This is a genomic window from Geomonas sp. Red276 (assembly GCF_054784495.1).
The window spans coordinates 19,153-37,445 of sequence record NZ_BLXW01000037.1 but is presented as its reverse complement, the minus strand read 5'-3'; the positions used below and the strand labels follow the sequence as shown (position 1 = coordinate 37,445).

Here is an 18,293-nt window from a genome sequence, read left to right as displayed (position 1 = left end):
CGTGTGATATCTTTTATTATAATTACCTAATCTAAAACTCAAGCAGAAGGCGTCTTCCTCCCCGATACCGGCGGCTTTTGTCGCGGAGGAGCCGTTCCATTCACACCCCGAGGTGAGCCATGAGCGTGAGAACGATGCTGCTGGTTATTCTGTGCCTGTTGCTGCCGGCCGCCCTGCCGGCCAGTGACTACCAGGTGGGGGAGGGTGACACCCTGGAGGTCTCGGTGTGGGGGGTGAAGGACCTGAACTTCCCGGTCAAGGTGAGGCCGGACGGCAAGATCACCGTGCCGGGGCTGGGGGAGGTGATGGCGAGCGGGAAGAGCCCGAGCCAGCTGCAGGGGGTTCTCACCGAGAAGCTCAAGTCGCTCGTGAAAAACCCCATCGTAACCGTCACCGTGAAGGACATTACCAACAGCAAGGTGTACGTCTTCGGCTCCGGGGTCAAGGCGGCCGTCTACGACCTCTCCCGCCGCACGACGCTTTTGCAGCTTCTCTGCACGCTCCCCGAGGTGAAGCTCGCCGACCTCAAGAGCTCGTACCTTTTGCGTAACGGCAAGAAGGTGAAGGCGGATCTCTACCGGCTCTTCGTGGACGGCGACATCGAGCAGGACGTCCTTTTGCAGTCGGGGGATTCCCTCTTCATGCCGGTACTCAAGGAGCACAGCGTCTACGTGGTGGGGGCGGTCAACACCCCCAAGGCGCTCGAGTATCGGCCGGGGATGAAGGTGATGGAGGCCATCCTCGAGTCGGGGGGCTTCAGCAAGTTCGCCGACCAAAACGACGTGGTGGTGGGGAGAAACGACAGCACCACCGGGGTCAACTCGGTGACCGACACCCTCGGCAACAGCTACACCATGGCCGATGCCATGACCGGCACCGGGGTGCGGCAGTCGATCTACTACGCACCCAACATCAAGGGGGGCACCAACCAGATCAAGATCAGCTTCAACGCCTCGGCGAGCTACCCGGACATCAGGGTCCTCGAGTACTCCGGCCTGAAGGCGATGGACAAGGTGGTGAGCAACGTCGGAAGCGGCACCACCTGCTCCAGCGGCTCGGTGACCACCACCACCGCCAACGAGCTCCTCTTCGCCGCCAACACGGTCTCCACCGGGACCAGCGCGGCGGGAAGCGGCTACACCTCGCGGGTCATCACCAGCCCGGACAGCGACATCGCCCAGGACCGCACGGTTACCGCGACCGGCACCTACAGCGCCAGCGCGCCGCTCACCTCCTCGGGCAACTGGGTCATGCAGATGATCACCTTCAAGTAAGAGAAGCGGCCGTCCCGGTGTCGGAAGGTCCCACCGGGTGACAACATTCCGACAGTAGGCCCGGCCCTTCCGGGCAGGGGTACGGGGCAGTTCTTCCTCGTGCCCCTTTTTTTATCCCTGTCATTCCGACCGGTTAGCGCGGGCGCGGGGATAATGGGTATTTTTTAACGTCGCCGGTCCGGTTCTTGCTAACGTATCTCCCAGCTATATATCGAGGCCACTCAACCGACATGGATTCCAATGCCTGAAGGCCAAGTCGCCACTTGGCAGGGGGAGGAACTTTCATGCTTGTTCAGGTGCACTGGACGAATAATCGTTACGACTACGTCAAGGATTTCATGCTCGACAGCCTGATCGAGGCGGGCGTAGTTGCGCGTTTTTTAAGGAGTTCCGGGTGGGTGGTGGTGGGCGTGGATCCGGTCCGGACGATGGGCGACCCTTCCCGGTACAAGGGGGTGGAGCGCAGGTCGCTGAACAAGCCCCGCTTTACCGAGTACGAATGACCGGTGTCGGTAACTTTTACAGCCGGTTTTCATGATGTCGGGCTCATTTACATCCGTCGGAACCGTTACCAGAAGCCCCAGCTCCCGGTGGCCACCACGTAGACGGCCAGGGCGAGGTTGGTGGTCGCGTGGGCCAGCACACAAAGCGCCAGGCTGCGGGTGCGGTAGAGCAGGACGTTGTAGAGAGCCCCGGCCACCATCCCGGCCACCACCTGGTGATGCTCCAGCCCGAAGAGCACCACGGTCCCCAGAAACGACTGCCAGGTGAAGTGGCCGACCGGGACCGACTCGAAGTCCGGGTCGACCAGGAAGCGGATCAGAAACGACCTCCAGAAGATCTCCTCCATGAGCGGCACCACCAGCACGGCACCCGCCGCCCGCGACAGGATCAGCACGAGCCTCACCGCCCCGTCGGGGAGCGCCGCCGGATTGAAGGCGCCTACCTCGCCCAGCCCGATTCTCCCATCCAGAAGCACCCAGGCCACGAAGACCGCCAGGCCGATACCCACCACCCCCGCCGTCCTCCCCAACCGCCGCAGCTCATCCAGACGAAGCTCGTGATACTCGGGAAGAAACCAGAGAAGCAGGGCGCCGACCGGGATGGCCCTCAACGGGTAGAGGTAGTATCCCCCTCCGGCCGTCATCCCGCTCCCTCCCCAGCGGGAAGCGAGCCCCACCCCCTCCTCGAGCGCGATGCCGGCCATGAAAAGGGCGAAAGGGAGCACGCGCGTCGCCATGGCGCGGCGGGAGACGGCAGTGGCTGCGGGTTCGTTCATCGGGGACTCCGTAGGACGGCGGTCATTTTGCCACCTGGAACGGCCAAGACGCCGGCCGCCTCGCAAGGCGAGGCGGTGTCGGCGTCTTTTACAGCGGTCGGAAGCGGCGGCGACCGGACGCGCAAGGGGCGGCATCGTCCGGTGCCGCCCCTTGCCGGTGGGTTACCCTATAGGGTCAATCAGGCGTTTTTGCGGCGTTTGCAGTAGATGGCCACCCCGAGGAAGCCGGCGCCGAGGAGGACCAGGGAGCCCGGTTCCGGCACCGGTGCCGGGATGTCGAAGTTCAAGACCGGGGTGAGGGTGCCGCAGGGGGGAAGGTAGTTGCCGACCACCGCCACCGGGTTGCCGAGCCCCTGCCCGATGAAGATGTTGGAGGGGGTGACGGTGTCGCCCGGGGTGCCGTTGAAGAGGTCCCCCCCGAGGCTCAGGCTGATCAGGTCGCCGGGAACTCCCCCCACGGTGAAGTCGATCCCGTCCCAGCCGGCTCCCTCCACCGCCTTGAAGGTGATGTAGTCGCTGCCGCTAAAGGGCATGGAGTAGGCGACGTCACCGGCGGGTAAGCCGAAGAAGGTGTAGGTCTCGAAGTCGACCGTGTTGGAAGTGGCCGGCAGCGAGATCCTCAAGGTGCCGAAGAAGTTCTCGTTCCCCGTACTCCCGCCGGTCCACCGGAGCGACCAGCTGCGGCGGTCGGGGTCGTTGCTCCAGATGTAGTACCCGGCCTCGCCGGAGGTCGGGTTGTTGCCGACACCGAAGTTGGCGTAGGTATCACCGCTGTAGACAGGTGTCGCCATTGCGGCGGGTGCCATGGCGGCAAAGAAGATCGCCGCACAGAGTAGCGTTAAGAGCTTCTTCATGTCCTCCTCCTTTTCTCAATCGATGGAATCGCCGCTTGTCATCCGCTCTGGTGCAACTGGAGTGCCAGTTTGTAAGTCGCCAATAATAAACGAATTCCATTCCGGAGGGGAGGATGACTCTGTAAAGGACGCCGACACATGGGGGGGCGCCGGTGCCGGACGGCGGGGGGGAGGGGGGGCGGCCGGACTTTTGCCGGCCCGGGGCCTCCCGGCGGGGCCAGGATGGGCTAAGTTGGGGAATACACTCGGGGAATGAAGATGGGTAACCTTTAAATTAGAAAAAGTTTTTTAAAACGACCTTGGCGAAGGGGCGTCGCCGGCACCCCAGGTTTTTCCTGAGAAGCTCTTCGCCCCAGCTATAACGCCGACTTATAAGGTTTTTGGCGGGCAGAAAGATTAATTCTGTAAAATTTTTCTTGACGGTGTCGACTTTTCTGTTAAACATTTCGACAATGACTTTTAATGGTTACGGATTCACCAACGTGCTCATTAGGAGATCCTGGAGGGGAGCTATGAGACTGCCCGTCATAGCGTTTTGCGTGCTATTGACCTGCGCCGCTTGCAGCAGCAATACCAAGGAGAGCCTCTACACCGAGGGGGTCAAGCAGCTTGACGCCTCCAATCCCTCCGGCGCCGTGGTCTACTTCAAAAGCGCGCTGGAGAAAGACGGCAACTTCAACGACGCCCGCTACCAGCTGGCCCGGGCCTACCTCGCCCTCGGCAAGTACGAACAGGCCGAGAAGGAGTTTTCCAAGGTGCTCACCCAGAACCCCTCGCGCGAGGAGGCGGTCCTGGAACTTGCCCGCGTGCTGAACCTGGAGGGGAAGGGGAGCGAGGGGGCCAGGCTGAGCGAGGGGTACCTCGCCAAGCACCCGGACCATCCCGAGGCGTTGGAGATCCTCGGCACCTCCTACCTGGTCCTGAGCCGCTACCAGGAGGCCGAAGGTTGCCTCTCGCGCGCCATCGCGGCCGGGCAGGGGAGCGCCCGCATCGCGCTCGCCTCGCTGAAGCTCGCCACCGGCCAGCCCGGCCGGGCCAAGACCCTTCTGGAGGAGGTGGTGCAGGGGGAACCGAGGAACCTCAAGGCGCTCTACCTCCTCGCCTCGGTGGAAAGCGGCAGCGGCGGCCTCGACCGCGCGGCCGCCGTCTACAGCCGCATCCTCCAGATGGAGCCCGCCGAGACCACCGCCCGCTACAAGCTCGGGCTGATCCAGATCGAGAAGGGGGAGCTCGCCCAGGCCGAGGCCTCCGCCGACCAGATGATCGCCAAGTATCCCCGCCGCGGCGACGGCCACCGCCTCAAGGGGCTGGTGAACTACCAGCGCCACCGCTACGACGACGCCATCACCTCCCTGCAGGCCTCCCTCAAGAACGGCCCCACCCTCGAGGCCTACCATTTCCTCGGTCTTTGCTTCTACAACCAGGGGCAGTTCGAGATGGCCCTGAGCCAGTTCCGCAAGATCCTCGACGCGGTCCCCGAATCCCGCCAGGCCCGCCTGATCACCGCCCAGATCCTCATCCGGCAGAAACGGCTCGACGACGCGGTGGCGGAGATCCAGCGGGTGCTGCGGCGCGACGACAAGGACGCCCTGGCCCACGAGCTCTTGGGGACCGCCTACATGACCCAGGGGCACTTCGAGGACGGGCTCTCCGAGCTCAACCGCGCCACCGCCCTCGACGCCAAGATGGCCTCCGCCCACCTGAAGAAGGGGTTCTACTACTTCAGCCGCGGCAAGGAGAGCCTCGGTGAGAGCGAGCTCGCCAGCGCGGTGAGCGCCACCCCCGACCGGCTCGGCAACCGGCTCCTCCTGGCCTCCCACTACCAGCGCCGGGGGAAAAGCGCCAAGGCGCTCGCGGTCCTTAAGGAGGGGCTGACCGGCGGCCGGGAGGATGCCGCCATCGACAACGCCATGGCCGCCCTCCAGTTCGCCACCGGCAACAAGCAGGCCGGGCTGAACGCGCTGGACGCCGCCAAGAAGGCCGACCCTTCCTTCAGCGCCACCTACCACAACCTGGCCGCCTACTACGCCGCCTCCGGCGACTATCCCCGCGCCATCGCCGAGCTCGGGGCGCTGCTCCTTCGCAACCCCGCCGACGTGCGGGGGATGCTGGCCCTGGCCGCCCTCTACGACCTCGCCGGCCGCGAGACCGAGGCGTCCGCCCAGTACCGGCTGGCAGCCCAGACCGGCAAGACCGAGGCCCTGCTCGCCCAGGTCGGCTACCTCCGGAAGAAGGGGAAGAGCGACGAGGCCCTGAAGGCGCTCGACGAGGTCATCCGCAGCGATCCCAAGGGGCCGGCCCTGGAGGCCAAGGGGAGGCTTTTGACCGAGGCCCGCCGCTACAAGGAGGCGCTCAAGGTCTTCGACCAGCTGGAAGGGGTGAACCGGGAGGCGGGAGTTTCCCTGAAGATCGCCACCTACCTCGCCATGGGTGAGGGGGGGAAGGCTATCGAGGAGGCCCGCGGGGTGATCGACCATGAGCCCGGTTCCGCCCGCGGCTACCTGCTGCTCGCCTCCGTCTACCGCCACCAGAAGGACTTGGCCTCCGCCCTCAGGGAGGCGATGAACGGGGTACGGGCCGAGCCGAGGAGTGTGGAGGCCAAGCTCGTCCAGGGGGGGCTTCACGAGGCACGCGGCGAGTTCGACAAGGCGCTTGCCTGTTACCAGGACGCCCTGAGCCTCGCCCCCGACCACATCGCCGCCCAGTTCGCCCGCGCTGCTCTCCTCGACCGCACCGGCCGCAAGAAGGAGGCGGCGGGGCTCTATCGGAGCACCCTGCAGGCCGACGCAAGCTTCGTCCCGGCCCTCAACAACTTGGCCTGCCTCATGGCCGACGGCTACGGGACCCCGCAGGAGGCGCTGCGGCTGGCGGTGGCCGCCTACCGCCTCGACCCGGGTAACCCGCAGGTGATGGACACCACCGGCTACGCCCTTTTGAAGAACGGCCGCCGCGGCGATGCGGTGAGGCTTTTGGAGCGGGCGGCCTCCCTCTCCTCCGAGCAGTCGGTGCAGTACCACCTGGCGCTGGCCTACCGGGCCAACGGTGACCGCGCCAGGGCCCAGCAGGCGGTAAAAAAGGCCCTCGCGCTCGGCGCGGGGCCGGATGTCAACGCAGTTCACATGCTCCTTGCCGAACTCAGGTAAGGGCAGAGGGAAACACCATGGTTTGGCGCCTTATCCTGTTACCAATGTTGGATGCGCTGGTCGCTGTCTTCTCCCTCTTTTCCGCCTATGCCATCAGACTGGGAAGCGACGCCTTCCAGGGACCCCTGGAAGGGCAGACCCTCAAGGTCACCGCCATCTTCGTCATGGTCTCGCTTTTCTCCTCCTACCTCATGGAGGTCTACTCGCTGGAGGGGAAGGCCAGCAAGCGGGAGCTCCTGGTTACCTGCCTGCAGGCGGGGGGGGCCGGCTTCTTCTTCCTTTCCGTGGTCTACTACCTGGACCCCGACGTCATGCTGGGGAGGGGGGTGCTCTTTCTCTCCATCGGCTTCTTCGTGCTGCTCCAGTTCGTTTGCCACGCGCTGACCGGGCGGGTGGGGTACGAGGACCCCTTCATCCAGCGGGTGCTGGTCCTGGGGACCGGGGAGCTTGCGAGAGGGATCGGGGAGCTCGTTGCCACCCGTGCCATGAGCTTCGCCCTGGCCGGCTTTCTCCCCTGCGCGGAGAACGAGGGCTCCTCCCCGCCGGCGGTCTCCCCGGTGGTCCAGATGGAGGAGGACCTCTTGGCGACCGTCCGCAAGCACCGCGCGAGCATCCTCGTGGTGGCGCTTTCCGAGCGGCGCGGCGCGCTCCCTTTGCAGGGTATGATGCAGTGCAAGTTGAACGGCATCGAGGTGCTCGACGCCCCGGCCTTCTACGAGCTCGCCCAGGGGAAGCTGATGCTCGAACAGATCACCCCGAGCTGGATCATCTTCTCCCACGGGTTCCGGCGGACCGCGCTGGTCAACGCCTACAAGCGCTGCATCGACGTCGCGCTCTCGCTCACGGGGCTTCTCTTGACCGCCCCCCTTTTGCCCCTGATCGCCCTCGTGATCAAGCTCGACTCCCCGGGGCCGGTGCTCTTTCGCCAGGTCCGGGTGGGGGCTGGCGAGAAGCCGTTCACCCTGTACAAATTCCGCACCATGGGGACCGACGCCGAGAAGAACGGGGCGGTCTGGGCCAGCAAGAACGACACCCGGGTCACCAAGGTGGGGCGCTTCTTGAGGAACTCCCGGATCGACGAGATCCCGCAGCTCTTCAACGTCCTCAAGGGGGAGATGAGCTTCATAGGTCCGCGCCCCGAGCGCCCGGAGTTCGTGGAGACGCTCAAGAAGGACATCTACTACTACTCCAAGCGTCACACCATCAAGCCGGGGCTGACCGGCTGGGCCCAGGTGCGCTATCCCTACGGGGCCACCACCGAGGACGCCGTGGAGAAGCTGCGCTACGACCTGTACTACATCAAGAACCTTTCGCTGTTTCTTGACGGGCTGATCATCTTCGAGACGGTGAAGGTCGTGCTGTTCGGGCGGGGGGGAAGATGAGGAGGGTGAAAACGATGAGATGGGGATTAGTGGTGAGCCTTTTGCTGGTTCTGTTGACCGCGCTTTCGGCGGCGGCCTCGGATTACGTGATCGGGGAGGGGGACAGCCTGGAGATCGCCGTCTGGGGGGTGAAGGAGCTGAACTTCCCGGTCAAGGTGCGCCCGGACGGGAAGATCACCGTGCCGGGGTTGGGGGAGGTGGTGGCGAGCGGCTCCACGCCGAGTAAGCTCCAGGCCTACCTGGCCGACCGGCTCAGGGAGCTCGTGAAAAACCCCATCGTCACGGTGACCGTCAAGGAGATCACCAACTCCAAGGTCTACGTCTTCGGCTCCGGGGTGAAGCCCGCCGTCTACAGCCTGGCCCAGCGGACCTCGGTCTTGCAGCTTCTCTGCACGCTTCCCGACGTCAAGGTGGCCGACCTGAAGCGGGCTTACCTTCTGAGAAACGGCAAGAAGGTCAAGATCGACCTCTACCGCCTCTTCATCGAGGGGGACATCGATCAGGACCGCCTATTGGAGTCCAACGACTCGCTCTTCATGCCGCTCTTGACCGACCGGAGCGTCTACGTGCTGGGGGCGGTCAACACCCCCAAGGCGATCGAGTACCGTGAAGGGATGAAGGTCATGGAGGCGATCCTCGAGTCCGGGGGCTTCACCCGCTTCGCCGACCAAAACGACGTGACCGTCCACCGGAAAGACGGCGGGAACCAGGTGGCCATCGAGGTGAAGGCCAAGACGCTGTCCAAGGACGGCGACCTCACCCAGAACATCGACTTGAAGCCGGGTGACTACGTGGTGGTGAAGGAGAGCTTCTTCTAGCCGGGCCGAAGGGGCGGGCCGGGGGAACTGGGACCCCGGGTGTAGTCGCCGTGGAGACCGGTGTCTGGCGTGCAGGCGCCGTCGAGACGGCTTGGCCCCGGCAGGGAAATACGCAAAGCGAGAGGTGGGTATGGATTCTTCGCAGATCGATCTGAAGAGATGTATCAACCTGGTCAAACGCAAGAAGGAGCTCTTCCTGGTGCTGAGCCTCTTCCTCATGACGGCCGCCTTCGCGGCGAGCTACCTGTTGCCGCGGAAGTACGAGTCGACCAGCACCGTCTTCATCGAGAAGAACGTCATCAGCGAGCTGGTCAAGGGGCTGACCGTCACCCCCTCCATGGAGGACACCATCAACGTCCTCTCCTACGCCATCACCAGCCGCTCCCTCTTGGCCAAGGTGGTCGACCGGATGGACCTGAACGTCGGCAAGGGCGACAAGGAGACCGAGGGGCTCATCAGGAAGCTGCAGGCCAACACCAAGGTGAAGGTGAAGGACCGTAACCTCTTCATCATCTCCTTCACGGACTCGAACCCGAGGCTCGCCCGCGACTACGTGAACACCCTGGTGCGGCTCTACATCGAGGAGAACATCTCCTCGAAACGGGGCGAGTCCTACGACGCCACCAAGTTTCTCTCCGAGCAGATCGCCACCTACAACGAGAAGCTCGAGAAGGCCGAGAGCGAGGTCAACAGCTACAAGCGGGACAAGGGGGGGATGATCGCCATCGACGAAGGGAAGCTCTTCGAGGAGATCAACCAGGCCCAGCAAAAGCTCTACGACCTGCAGCTGAGGCGCCGCCAGCTGGAGGGGATGCGCCAGGTGACCCGCCAGAGCGCCGATCCCCTGCAGATGCAGCTCATCCAGCTCCAAAAGAGGCTCGAGGAGCTCCGGGTCCACTACACCGACAGCTATCCCGAGGTGATCACCGTCAAGGGGGATATCGAAACCGTCAAGGAGCAGATGCGCGGCCGCAAGCCCAACGAGATGCGCCCCCTCGACCCGCAGGAGCTCGCCAAGATCGAGTCCGAGATCAGCGCGCTGAAGATCACCGAAAAGGGGCTTGAGCGCTACATCGCCACCAACCGGCAGGTGCTGCAGTCGATCCCGACCGCCAAGGCCGGGCTTGAAAAGCTCGAGCTCGAACAGAAGAGCCAGAAGACCCTCTACGACCAGCTGGTCTCCCGCCACGGACAGTCCGAGGTCTCCAAGCAGATGGAGGTCCAGGACAAGTCCACCACCTTCCGGGTAGTCGATCCCGCCGTCCTCCCCTCCAAGCCCGTGAGCCCCAACCGGCTGAAGATCATGCTGATGGGGTTCGTCGGCTCCCTCTCGGCGAGTTTCGCGCTCCTTTTGCTCCTCGACCGCCTCGACGGCTCCATGAAGGATGTGGCGAGCGCCAAGAGGGTGGGGCTCCCGCTTTTGGCGGTCATCCCGCTCATGGAGGAGCCGGCCGTGGTGGCACGCCGCCGCCGGGGCTTCATGCGGGTCGCCACCCTGGCCACCGCCTACTTCCTTTTGCTCCTTTGCTTCCCGGCCATGGAGTTTCTCGAGCTTCCCTACATGGACCGCGTTCTCGACCGCCTGCCCGCCATGATGGCCCGGGAGGCGGGGAAGCCGGTCGTGCACTGAGCTCGTCCATTTCGGCGTGGGTGGGGCATCCCGCCCCGATCTAGGATTCAAGTGAGGACCTATGAGCAGAATCGACATCGCAATGGAAAAGGCTGCCTTCCTGAGGCAGGGTCTGCCCCCGGAGCCCGCGGCCCCCGCGCCGCACGAGGAGCGCCGCCCCTCGCCCCCGCCGCCGACGGCCCCGCTATTCCCGGTCGCCGACCGCAGGCTCACTCCCCGAAACCCCTTCCTGGTGGCCCTGAAGGATCCGCAATCCCCGGTGGCCGAGGAGTACCGCAAGCTCAAGTCGACCCTGGTGAAGATGACCAAGGGGGAGCAGTTCAGGAACACCCTGGCGGTGACGAGCTCGCTCCCCAACGAGGGAAAGAGCCTCACCGCGCTCAACCTGGCCATCAGCCTCGCCCAGGAGATCGACCACACCGTCCTTTTGATCGACGCCGACCTGCGCCGCCCCTCGGTGCACCGCTACCTCGAGATCGAGAACGGTCCGGGGCTGGGGGACGTCCTCCTGGGGGAGGCGGAGATCGGCGACACCATCGTCCCGACCGGGATCGGCAAGCTCTCCATCATGAGGGCGGGGAAAAAGGCCGACAACCCGGGCGAGCTCTTCTCCTCGCACCGGATGAAGGAGGTGGTGGGGGAGATGAAAAACCGCTACGGCGAGCGCTACCTGATCTTCGACACGCCGCCGGTGCTCCCCTTCGCCGAGACCCGCTCGCTCGCCCGCCTGATGGACGGCCTCCTCTTCGTCGTCATGGAGAGGCTCGCCGCCGAGTCGAGCATCAAGGAGGCGCTTGCCTCGCTGAAGGGGTGCCCGGTGATGGGGGTGGTCTACAACGCGGCGGCCATGTGGTCGCTCGACGAGCCGTACTCCTACTACCGGAAGTACAAGCCCGCCCCCGCCCCCCGCGTGAAGAAGTGAGCTGAACCGACCGGGAGATTCCATGTACGAGTCGTTTTTCAATCTGAAGAAGAAGCCGTTCGAGCTGGTGCCCGACCCGGATTTCATCTACCTGAGCCGCTCCCACAAGAAGGCGCTCACCTATCTCGACTACGGCATCCGGGAGCGGGCCGGTTTCATCCTCTTGACCGGCGAGGTGGGGGCCGGCAAGACCACCATCATCCGGGACCTCCTGAACAAGAAGTACGATCGGCTGGTGACCGCCAAGGTCTTCAACACCCGGGCCGATTCCACCCAGCTTCTGGCCATGATCAACGACGACTTCGGGCTCAGCGCGGCCGGCAAGGACCGCATCGCCCTGCTCCGGGAGCTGAACGACTTTCTCCTGGAGCAGTACGCGGCCGGCAAGCAGCCCTTCCTCATCATCGACGAGGCGCAGAACCTGGGAGCGGACCTCCTCGAGGAGATCCGCATGCTCTCCAACCTGGAGAGCGCCCACTCAAAGCTCTTGCAGATCATGCTGGTGGGGCAGCCGGAGCTTCGCGAGACCCTCATGGGGCCGGGGCTTTTGCAGCTGAGGCAGCGGATCAGCATCAACTGCCACCTGCGGGCCCTCACCCCCGAGGAGACCGCGGAGTACGTGGTGCACCGGATGGAGGTGGCCGGCAATGCCCAGGCGCTCCACTTCCACAAGGGGGTCATCGAGATCATCCACTACTACAGCCGGGGGATCCCGCGCCTGATCAACATCATCTGCGACTTCATCATGCTCTCCGCCTTCGCCGAAGAAGTGCGGGAGGCCTCGGTGGAGATGGTGCGGGAGATCATCGGCGACCTCGACTTCGAGAACCACTACTGGAACGGGGTGATCACCACCCCCATCCCGGACGCGGCGCCGGGGGAAACTCCGCCGGGTACCGTCCCCGCTGGTGGTGCGGAGAACCCTCCCCCCGGCTCCGGCGGGAGCGACCTCGCCCGGCGCCTTGCCTCCGTGGAGCGCGAGGTGTCACGGGTGCCGAGCGTCCTCAACGAGCTCAACGAACTGATGGGGCGGCTGAGGGCCGAGGCGGTGATGCGTAACCCCCAGCCGGCGGGGGAGCGCAGGGATGCCGCACCGGCGGTGCCGCTCAAAGGTGGGGCAGAGGTGCACACGAAGGTGGAGAGCGCTTCCCGCGAGCCCGCGGTTACCCCGTCCCCGGCCACCGGTGGCCTGATGCGCCGGCTGTTCGGCGGCGCCGGTTCTCCCTGGAAATGAACGGGGGACGGCGGCATAAAGGGATCGCGGGTCTCGCCCTGCTCCTTTGCGCGGGAGCCTTGGCGGCCGCCGGGCCGGCTGCGGCCGGTGAGCTGCAGTTCAGGCCGTCGATCACCGCCGGCGAGGAGTACAACGATAACATCTTCGAGACCGCCGACGGACGCCGGACCGAGTACACCACCCGCGTCCGCCCCGGTGCCCTGTTGAACTACCACGCGCCCTGGCTGGTCTGGGATTCTTCCTACACCTTCGACTACCGCCACTACGCGAGGAAGACCCACGGCGACGAGCAGTACCACTACGTGGACCTCAAGGGGAACCTCCAGCTCCTGGAGAACTTCCTCTTCGTCGACCTGGCGGACTCGCTCAAACGGACCACGGTGGACGTGTCGCGGGACGTGGCCCAGGAGAGCCTCCTCTCTCCCCAGACCACCCAGAACGTGGCCTCGGTCTCCCCCTACCTTCTCTGGCGGCCGACCCAGCACGGGGTGCTCAAGACCGGATACCGGTTCGCGGACACCCGCTACTGGGAGGGGGTGGGGAACTGGCAGCGCGAGCACGGCGCGGTGGCGGGATGGGAGGAGCAGGTGAGCGAGAACACCACGCTCAATCTCGATTACAGCTACTCCCGGAGCAAGACCGATCTCGGCAGCTACCAGACCCACAACGCCATGGGTGGCTTCCGGTACGCCTACGCGGCGAACTGCTTCATATTCGGGCGGGTGGGCAACTCGTGGCAGCGCTTCGACGGGGGGATCCGGGCCAGCAACCTCCTCTGGGGAGGGGGGATCACCCACGACTTCGGGAAGCTCTTCGTCACCCTGGACACCATGGTGCAGAAGGCGGACGACCCGCTCTCCATCTCGACCAGGCAGGTGACCTACTCCGGGCGGATCGAGCGGCGCTTCCAGCGGGGGAGCATGGGGGTCGGCGGGGGGTACTCCGAGTACTACATCACCCAGACCGACTCGCTGGAGAAGCGGCGGGTGAACGGAACCTGGAACGCCAGCTACGAGGTGGCCAAGAGCCTCTCCATCTCGGCCGGGGCGGGGCTCGACCACTTCTACCAGGGGACGAGCGGCGACAGCTACCCGTACCGGATAACAGGCAGCGGCGGCTTCACCTGGGGGTTCTTCAATCCCGAAACGTCGCTCTCCGCCACCTACAGCTTCCAAAGCGACCGCACGAGCCTCCAGCACTTCTCCTCCGAGCGGCGCACCAACCGGGTGCTGATGGAGGTGAGGGCGGTCTTCTAGCTGGCGGCTAGGGGGACGCTCACTCAGCCTGGCCGCCCCTTGCTCACAAGCCCTAAGGGGACAGGCACCTGGCGGAGCCAGTCCCCCACCTTCGGGAGAGGGCTCTTAAGTGTAGGAAGGTACCAACACGGATGGCAGTGGGATTTGCTTTAGTCCGACCATGAGGATGGGGGTCGCAAGCGCACGATAAATCTGCCGGTGGAAAGCCGGCTCGAGACGAGGGTTACATGAAAGAGATGATCGACGAACTGGTGAAGTCCCGGGAGCTCCTCCTCATCATCACCTGGAAGGACATCAAGATCCGTTACAAGCAGTCCATCATGGGATTCATGTGGGCGGTTTTGATGCCGATGCTGATCGTTGCCGCCGGGGTGGTGGTGAAGGTCGCCATCTCCTTCGTCTCCGGTAAACCGCTGCAGTTAGCCGACGTCGCCTCCATCTCGGTGAAGGCGCTCCCCTGGTCCTTCTTCATCTCGGCCATCCGCTTCGCCACCAACAGCCTGACCGGCAACTCCAACCTGATCACCAAGATCTACTTTCCCCGCGAGGTCTTCCCGCTGGCCGCCGTGCTCGCCAACCTGCTCGACTTCGCGGTCGCCTCGGCCGCCCTTACCGTGATCCTGGCCTTCTCGGGGATCGGGGTGAGCCTGCAGCTTCTCTGGCTCCCGTTCCTCGTGCTCATGCTCATCATGTTCACCGCCGGCACGAGCCTCTTTCTCGCCTGCTCCAACCTCTTCTTCCGGGACGTGAAGTACCTGGTCGAGGTCTTTCTCACCTTCGCCATCTTCTTCACCCCGGTCTTCTACGACGTCTCCACCTTCGGCAAATGGGCGCCGCTGCTACTCATCAACCCGGTGGGGGTGATCCTGGAGGCGATCAACGCGGTGGTGGTGCTCCACCAGGGGCCCGACCTCGCCTGGCTCGGCTACGCCTGCGGCTGCAGCGTGGTGAGCTTTTTGGTTGGCTGGACCATATTCCACCGGCTCGAGTTCCTCTTCGCCGAGAAGATCTAACCGGTTTCGCTACGAGGTTTTCGACATGTCAGACATTGCACTCGAGTTCGATGGAGTCTGGAAGAAGTTCAAACAGGGGGAAGGGCACGACTCCCTCCGGGACCTGATCCCCGCCCTCTGCAAGAAGGCGCTCGGGGGCAGCCGCGACGAGCTGGACAAGAAGGAGTTCTGGGCGCTGCACGACGTCTCCTTCCAGGTCAAGCGGGGGGAGGCGCTCGGGATCATCGGCCCCAACGGCTCCGGAAAGAGCACCTCGCTCAAGATCCTGAGCGGCATCCTGCGTCCCAACAAGGGGAAGATGCAGGTGAACGGCCGGATGAGCGCCCTGATCGAAGTAGGGGCCGGCTTCCACCCGGACCTGACCGGCCGCGAGAACATCTACCTGAACGGTGCCATCCTCGGGATGAAGCGCGACGAGATCGGCCGCCGGCTGGAGGAGATCATCGACTTCTCGGGGATCTCCCGGTTCATCGACACCCCGGTCAAGCGCTACTCCTCGGGGATGTACGCCCGGCTGGGGTTCGCCATCGCCGCCCACGTGGACCCGGAAATCCTCCTGGTGGACGAGGTGCTGAGCGTCGGGGACTACACCTTCCAGGCCAAATGCATCAAGAAGATGGAGGAGATCCTCGCCAACGGGACCACGGTGATCTTCATCTCCCACAACATGGAGGCGGTCGCCTCGCTCTGCAACAAGGGGCTCCTCCTCGTGCATGGCAAGGTCCGTTGCGAGGGGGATCCCGCCCTGGTGATCAACGACTACTACATGGTGGGTGGGGCCTGGTCCCCCCAGTCGGTGACGAGCGGCAAGCTGGAGATCACCAGCAAGAGGATCACCACCGCCGAGGGGGACGCGACCAGCATCGAGCAGGGGGACGAGGTGCTGGTGGAACTGGGCGTGGTCGCCCGCGAGGAGTGCGAGGTGGCTCCGGGGCTCTTTTTGACCAGCGGCGGCAAGGTGGTCTTCGATACCACCTACGGCGCGATGCACGGCGAGGTGCTCAGGCTCGCCAAGGGGGAGCGGGTGGATATCGGCTGGCGGTTCGCGGCCAACCTCCCGAAGGGGGTCTTCTCGCTGGGGCTCCACCTGGAGGAGAGCGTCAACCACTTCCACTACTACAACGCCTCCGAGCTGGTCTTCAACGTCCGGCAGTCCAAGAAGTACGTGGGTGATTTCTTCCTCGACCACGCCCTCGACGTCCACCCGCACTTCGCGTGACGGAGCGGATCTGCCTCATCACCGAGACCGGCGGCTACGGCGGTTCCGAGATCCATACCTCCACCCTGGTCCGTTTCCTCAACGCGCGGGGGATCGCGGTGGAGCTCATCTCCTGCCGTAACGACGTCTACGACGATCTCCTCCCCGGCGACGGGATGGCCACCCTGACCAAGACCTCGCTCTCCACCGGGAGCTGCGAGCCGGACGAGTTGAGGAGATGGCGGGGGCTTTTGGAGGGGGTGGGGTGCCGGACGGTACTCCTCGTGAAGGGGTGGTGGAAGATGGGGAGTCTCCCTTTCCTTAAGGAGCTGCGGGAAAGCTTCCAGCGGGTGGTCTTCGTCGAGCACGCCCTTCCCGAGCCGATGCCTCAGCGCTCTTCCCGGCGCTTTCTGGGGGTGATCCCCGGGCTTGGGCTCTGGTGGTACCGGATGCGGCGGCAGCGGGGGCTTCGTTACCGGTACGCCGACCTGGTGGTGGCGGTGAGCGGCGCGGTGGCCGGGCAACTCACCGGCCACGGTTACTGCCCGCCGGAAAAGGTCCGGGTGGTGACCAACGGAATCGACTGCCGGCGCTACCGGCACGACGCGGTCCAGCGGAAGCTCCTCCGGTCGCGCTACAGGGTGGGGGAGGGGCAGACCCTCTTCGGGATGGTGACCCGCTTCGACGAGATGAAGGGGGTCGACCTGGCCATCGGGGCCTTCCACCGGGTGTTGAGCGAGACCGATGCCGTACTGCTCCTGGTCGGTTCTGGAAAGCTGGAGGAAAGCCTGAAGGAGATGGTGCGGGAGCTCGGGCTTACCGAACGGGTGATCTTCGCCGGGCAGCAGCGGGAGGTCTGGCCCTTTTACAGCGCCTTCGACGTCTTCCTGATGCCGAGCATCAACGAGGCGATCGGGTTGTCGCTTCTGGAGGCGATGGCGGCCGAATGCCTCCCGGTGGTGAGCTCGGCGGGAGAGATGCCGTCGGTGGTGGAGGGGATCGGGCAGGTGGTCCACGTGGAGGCGCTCAGGGAGGAGTTGGCCCCCGCCATGATCGAGGCCTCCCGGCTGGAGGAGGGGCTCCGTGAGGAGCGGAGGCGGCTCGCCAAAGAGCGGGTCTTCGAGCGCTACAACATGGAGCACTCCTACGCCGCCTTCGCCTCGCTGGTCGCTTCACTGTAGGGGGCTTCCCTCACCCCTGCCCCTCTCCCGGAGGGCGAGGGGATAAGGACTCCCGCCAGTTCCCCTCTCCCCCCGGGAGAGGGTGCCCGGAGGGCAGGTGAGGGAGAATCTGCACTCCATGAAGTCCTCATGAAGTTGATGACGTATTTGCTGGAGGGGAAAGATGGATATCAGCGTGATCATCTGCACCTACAACCGGTGCGACAGCCTCAGAATCACCCTCTGTTCGCTCTTCGCGCTCCACCTAAGCGACGACATCTCCGCGGAAATTATCGTCATCGACAACAACTCCAAGGACGACACCAGGCAGGTGGTCGAGGAGTTCGCCGTCGGCTCGCCGCTGCCGGTCCGCTACTTCCTCGAGTCGCGCCAGGGGCTCTCCTTCGCCAGAAACCGCGGCATCGAAGAGGCGAGGGGAGAGGTGCTCGCCTTCATCGACGACGACGTCATCGTCGACCGCACCTGGCTCAAGGCGCTGGCCGCCGCCTACCGCGACCCCCAGGTCTCCTGCGTGGGAGGGAAGATCCACCCCCGCTGGGAGATCCCCTGCCCGAACTGGCTCCGGCGCGAGCTCCACAACTACCTGGCCCTCCTGGACCTCGGCCAGGAGCGGATCCGCATGACCGAGCCGCGGCTTTGGGGGGCGAACCTCTCCTTCCGCGCCCACGTCTTCCAGCGCTACGGCGCCTTCGCCACCGGTTTAGGCCGCACCGCCGGCAAGCTCTACGGGATGGAGGAGGTCAACCTGGTCAAGAGGCTGATCGACGCGGGGGAAGGGGTCTACTACGTCCCGGAGGTCTTCCTGAGACACTGCATCGGCGCCAACCGGATGCAAAAGGCCTACTTCCGGAAATGGGAGTTCGACGCGGGTGAGCTGGAGGGGCTTTTGCTCGGCGATTACCCGCACCGAAACCTCTTCGGCGTCCCGCTCTTCGAGGTGAAGGAGACCCTCCGGATCTTCAGGCGCTGGCTGGCGGCCAGGCTGACCAGGAGCGAAAAGAGCTTCTGCGAGGAGCTTTCGCTGGTCAAGAAGGCAGGTTTCATGAGCGGCAGGCTCAAGGTCTACCGCTCCCCCAAGACGGAAGGAGGGATGGCCTAAGGCCATCGGC

The 18,293-nt window shown here is 64.7% G+C and carries 15 protein-coding genes; 13 read left to right on the top strand and 2 right to left on the bottom strand.

The genetic code is table 11. The annotated features are described in order from the left end of the window. The first annotated feature begins 119 nt into the window (after positions 1–119). Both ACYVL5_RS19515 and ACYVL5_RS19510 read left to right on the top strand, forming a co-directional pair. Positions 120–1,274 (top strand): polysaccharide biosynthesis/export family protein, encoded by a 1,155-nt coding sequence (locus ACYVL5_RS19515; protein ID WP_460597252.1) that lies wholly within the window; start codon positions 120–122, stop codon positions 1,272–1,274. Positions 1,275–1,558: 284 nt separating this feature from the next. Continuing rightward, positions 1,559–1,777, top strand: coding sequence for a GSU3473 family protein (locus tag ACYVL5_RS19510; RefSeq protein WP_460597251.1), 219 nt, complete (start codon positions 1,559–1,561; stop codon positions 1,775–1,777). Between the two features lie 65 nt (positions 1,778–1,842). Here ACYVL5_RS19510 and ACYVL5_RS19505 read toward each other — a convergent pair whose 3' ends face one another. Both ACYVL5_RS19505 and ACYVL5_RS19500 read right to left on the bottom strand, forming a co-directional pair. Beyond that, positions 1,843–2,553: a CAAX prenyl protease-related protein gene (locus ACYVL5_RS19505; protein ID WP_460597250.1), complete on the bottom strand. Its 711-nt coding sequence runs from the start codon at positions 2,551–2,553 to the stop codon at positions 1,843–1,845. A gap of 179 nt (positions 2,554–2,732) precedes the next feature. Next, positions 2,733–3,407, bottom strand: a complete 675-nt coding sequence (locus ACYVL5_RS19500) for a PEP-CTERM sorting domain-containing protein (protein ID WP_460597249.1) — start codon at positions 3,405–3,407, stop codon at positions 2,733–2,735. A 512-nt stretch (positions 3,408–3,919) separates the two neighbouring features. Here ACYVL5_RS19500 and prsT point away from each other — a divergent pair. From prsT to ACYVL5_RS19445, 11 genes are all read left to right on the top strand, one after another. Next, on the top strand, positions 3,920–6,550 hold the full coding sequence (prsT, locus tag ACYVL5_RS19495) for a tetratricopeptide repeat protein (RefSeq protein WP_460597248.1): 2,631 nt from the start codon (positions 3,920–3,922) through the stop codon (positions 6,548–6,550). A gap of 17 nt (positions 6,551–6,567) precedes the next feature. Then, positions 6,568–7,932: a TIGR03013 family XrtA/PEP-CTERM system glycosyltransferase gene (locus tag ACYVL5_RS19490; RefSeq protein ID WP_460597247.1), complete on the top strand. Its 1,365-nt coding sequence runs from the start codon at positions 6,568–6,570 to the stop codon at positions 7,930–7,932. A gap of 14 nt (positions 7,933–7,946) precedes the next feature. After that, entirely contained in the window at positions 7,947–8,750 is an 804-nt protein-coding gene (locus ACYVL5_RS19485) for a polysaccharide biosynthesis/export family protein (protein WP_460597246.1), read from the top strand. A 130-nt stretch (positions 8,751–8,880) separates the two neighbouring features. Beyond that, positions 8,881–10,380, top strand: coding sequence for an XrtA system polysaccharide chain length determinant (locus ACYVL5_RS19480; RefSeq protein ID WP_460597245.1), 1,500 nt, complete (start codon positions 8,881–8,883; stop codon positions 10,378–10,380). Positions 10,381–10,441: 61 nt separating this feature from the next. Next, positions 10,442–11,302: a tyrosine-protein kinase family protein gene (locus ACYVL5_RS19475; protein WP_460597244.1), complete on the top strand. Its 861-nt coding sequence runs from the start codon at positions 10,442–10,444 to the stop codon at positions 11,300–11,302. Between the two features lie 22 nt (positions 11,303–11,324). Then, entirely contained in the window at positions 11,325–12,536 is a 1,212-nt protein-coding gene (locus tag ACYVL5_RS19470) for an XrtA/PEP-CTERM system-associated ATPase (RefSeq protein WP_460597243.1), read from the top strand. Beyond that, on the top strand, positions 12,533–13,792 hold the full coding sequence (locus ACYVL5_RS19465; RefSeq protein WP_460597242.1) for a porin family protein: 1,260 nt from the start codon (positions 12,533–12,535) through the stop codon (positions 13,790–13,792). Before ACYVL5_RS19470 ends, ACYVL5_RS19465 begins: the two co-directional genes overlap by 4 nt. Positions 13,793–14,019: 227 nt before the next feature. Next, positions 14,020–14,805, top strand: coding sequence for an ABC transporter permease (locus ACYVL5_RS19460; RefSeq protein WP_460597241.1), 786 nt, complete (start codon positions 14,020–14,022; stop codon positions 14,803–14,805). A gap of 25 nt (positions 14,806–14,830) precedes the next feature. Further along, positions 14,831–16,024, top strand: coding sequence for an ABC transporter ATP-binding protein (locus ACYVL5_RS19455; protein ID WP_460597240.1), 1,194 nt, complete (start codon positions 14,831–14,833; stop codon positions 16,022–16,024). Further along, entirely contained in the window at positions 16,021–17,184 is a 1,164-nt protein-coding gene (locus tag ACYVL5_RS19450; RefSeq protein WP_460597239.1) for a glycosyltransferase family 4 protein, read from the top strand. The genes ACYVL5_RS19455 and ACYVL5_RS19450 overlap by 4 nt, the downstream gene beginning before the upstream one ends. A 163-nt stretch (positions 17,185–17,347) precedes the next feature. Continuing rightward, positions 17,348–18,283 carry a glycosyltransferase gene (locus tag ACYVL5_RS19445; protein WP_460597238.1) on the top strand — a complete coding sequence of 312 codons (936 nt, stop codon included), beginning with the start codon at positions 17,348–17,350 and terminating at the stop codon, positions 18,281–18,283. The last annotated feature ends 10 nt before the right edge of the window (positions 18,284–18,293 follow it).